General features: G+C 69.3%; 1 protein-coding gene. It reads left to right on the forward strand.

Features of this window, described 5'->3' with window-relative positions:
- The first annotated feature begins 138 nt into the window (after positions 1–138).
- Complete coding sequence (locus WA805_RS24705) at positions 139–2,400, forward strand: LuxR C-terminal-related transcriptional regulator (protein ID WP_425243521.1); 2,262 nt, start codon at positions 139–141, stop codon at positions 2,398–2,400.
- Positions 2,401–2,907: the final 507 nt, after the last annotated feature.

The following is a 2,907-nucleotide window of genomic DNA, read 5'->3' on the forward strand; positions in this document are numbered from 1 at the left end:
GCCACCTCCCCGGACCCACGATACGAGCCCCGCGCCCCGTCATCTCAGCCAGCCCTGTCCCAGACGCAATTACGCACTTGACCTGTTACGAGGCTTCGGGAAATCATGGGAGGGCCAGATTCTCGCGGCATGACGGACATGACTAATAGCGATGTGCGTGAGCGGGTAGACCGGCCTGGCCGCATCGGCGGGGCGGCATACGACCTTGTCGCGGCGAAGCTCATGCGTCCCTTGGCGCGGCCGGGGACCATCCGCCGGTCGTCACTGATCGAACGACTGGCGAAAGATAATTCCCATCCGATCGTGTCCGTAGTCGCGCCGGCGGGTTACGGGAAGACGACGTTGTTGTCGCAGTGGGCCGAGGCCGACGATCGGGCGTTTGCCTGGCTGTCGATGGACGAGGCGGACAACGACCCGAAGGTCTTGCTGGCCTATGTCGCGGAGGCGCTGGACGCGGTGGAGCCGGTGGGGCAGCGGGTGTTCGACGCGCTGTCCTCGCGGTCCAGTTCGGTGCCCGGCTCGGTGGTGCCACGGCTCAGCAATGCCTTCGCGTCGTTCACCTCGCCGGTGACGCTGGTCCTGGATGACGTGCACCTACTGCACAACCAGGAGGGCCAGGCCGCGTTGTCGGTGCTGGCCAGTCACGTGCCGCTCGGGTCGCGGCTGGTCTTCGCCGGCCGGGACCAGCCGCCGGTGCGCACCGCGCGGCTGCGCGCGGCCGGCCAGATCCTGGAAATCGGCCCCGGTGACCTGTCGCTCACCAGCCAGGAGGCATTCGGGCTGCTGCGCGCTGCCGAGGTGAGGCTGGGCGAGGATGAGCTGGCCGAGCTGCACCGGCGGACCGAGGGGTGGGCCGCCGGGTTGTACCTGGCGGCGCTCTACCTCAGGGAAGGCGGCTCGCTGCCGGGCATGGCGGCCTCGTTCGGCGGGGACGACCGGTTCATCAGCGAATACGTCGAGTCGGAGTTCCTGGCCAGGATCTCCCGGCGGCAGCGGGCGTTCCTGACTAGGACCGCGGTGCTGGAGCGGATGTCCGGGCCGCTGTGCGAGGCGGTGCTGGACCTGCCCGGAGCCGGCGCGGTCCTGGCCGAGCTGGCCAGCTCGAACCTGCTGCTGGTGCCGCTGGACCGGCGGGGGCAGTGGTACCGCTACCATCACCTGTTCCGGGACATGCTGCGCGCCGAGCTCGAACGCGTGGAGCCCGGCCTGGTTCCGGAACTGCGGCGCCGCGCCGCCGGCTGGTGCCAGCGCCACGACCTGCCCGAGGATGCGCTGGAGTATTCCATGGCCGCGGGGGACGTCGAGGCGGCCGCCCGCCTGATCGATGGGCTCTGTGTTCCGACCTACAACCAAGCCCGGATCACGACGCTTCAGCGATGGTTGCGGTGGCTGGACGACCGGGGCGGGATAGAGGGACACCTGACAGCTGCCGTATTCGCCTCGATCCTCGCCGCGGCGTCGGGACGCCCGGCCGAGGCCGAGCGGTGGGCCGATGCGGTCGATCGGCTGGACCAGGACGCTTCGCGGCCCGCTGACCCCGCCGGTGAGCCGCGGGCGATCATGCTGCGGTATACGCTGTGCCGCGACGGGGTCGAGCAGATGCGCGCCGACGCCGACGAGGCCGTGCACAGGTTCGCGGCGGTGGGCAAGTCGCCGCCGACCGTCCCGACCGCCCAGGGAATCGCGCGAGTCCTTTGCGGTGACCTCGACGGCGGCGACGCGTTCCTCGAAGAGGCCGTCAGGATCGGGGACCGCGGCGCTCCCGATGTCCTAGTGAGTGCGCTCTCCCAGCGGGCGCTGGTGGCGATGGACCGCCATCGATGGGACCAGGCAGAGGCCCTGGCCAGCCAGGCACGCTCGGTTCTACAGCGGGCCGGGATCGAGAAGGACGCTCTGCTCTGCGCGGTGCAAGCCCGCGTCGCCGTGCACCGGGGAGACATCGCGGCGGCGCGGCGGGAGCTCCTCAGTGCTCACGAGCTGCGGCCCGTGCTGACCTACGCGATTCCGCACCTGTCTATCCAGTTCCGGATCGAGCTTATCCGTGTCCACGTCGCCATCTCCGACCTGGCCGGGGCGAGGACGCTCATGCGGGAAGTCGACGAGCTGCTCAAGCGGCGGCCCAAGATGGGAGTCCTGGTCGACGAGGCCGACGAGCTGCGGGCCCGACTGTCCAGGGAACGCGGTTCGGGCGGCCCCAGAGCATCCACCCTGACCGCCGCCGAACTGCGGCTGCTTCCACTACTGGCCACCCACATGTCGTTCCCGGAGATCGCCGGCGAGCGGTTTGTATCACCTCACACTGTCAAGTCGCAGGCGATGTCGATCTACCGGAAGCTGGGTGTCTCCTCCCGCCACCAGGCGGTCACCCGATCCCGCGAACTGGGGCTCCTAGACGGTTAGGCCGGTCTCTCCTGGCGGGAAGGAGCTCGGGCTACCTACATGTTGGAGCTGGGCTGTCGTGCGGCGAGACGGTCGCCCGTATGCACCCGCGAGGCCTGGACGCCCGGTACGGACTTCCCGGGTCGCACGAGCTTGAGCAGCCGAGAATCCGGAAATTCGTGCCAATGGGGATTTTTAATGCCGATGGCATGATGTTTAGCCTGGCTGGCTGGCGTTTGGTGGTGGATGGGGGCGAGACGCCCTGAACGGCGGCCCGGCGTGGCGGTATCGCGACGTGTGGCCTCCCGTGGCCAGCGGCCATCAGGCCGCTGGCGGGGAAGGAGGGGTCCCGATGGCGGCAGATGTTTCCGGGCAGGCGGCGGCTCCCGCCAGACGGCCGACAGTTTCCGCTAAAATCCCCATTCTGGCAGCCAAGATCACCGTGCCAGATGTGCCGGACTGGGCGGTGCCGCGGCCGCGGATTACCAAGCTCATCGCCGAGGGCACGCAGCGGTGCCCGCTGACCAT

This window comes from Trebonia sp., from assembly GCF_049794275.1.
In the GTDB taxonomy this organism is placed as follows: Bacteria; Actinomycetota; Actinomycetes; order Streptosporangiales; family Streptosporangiaceae; genus Trebonia.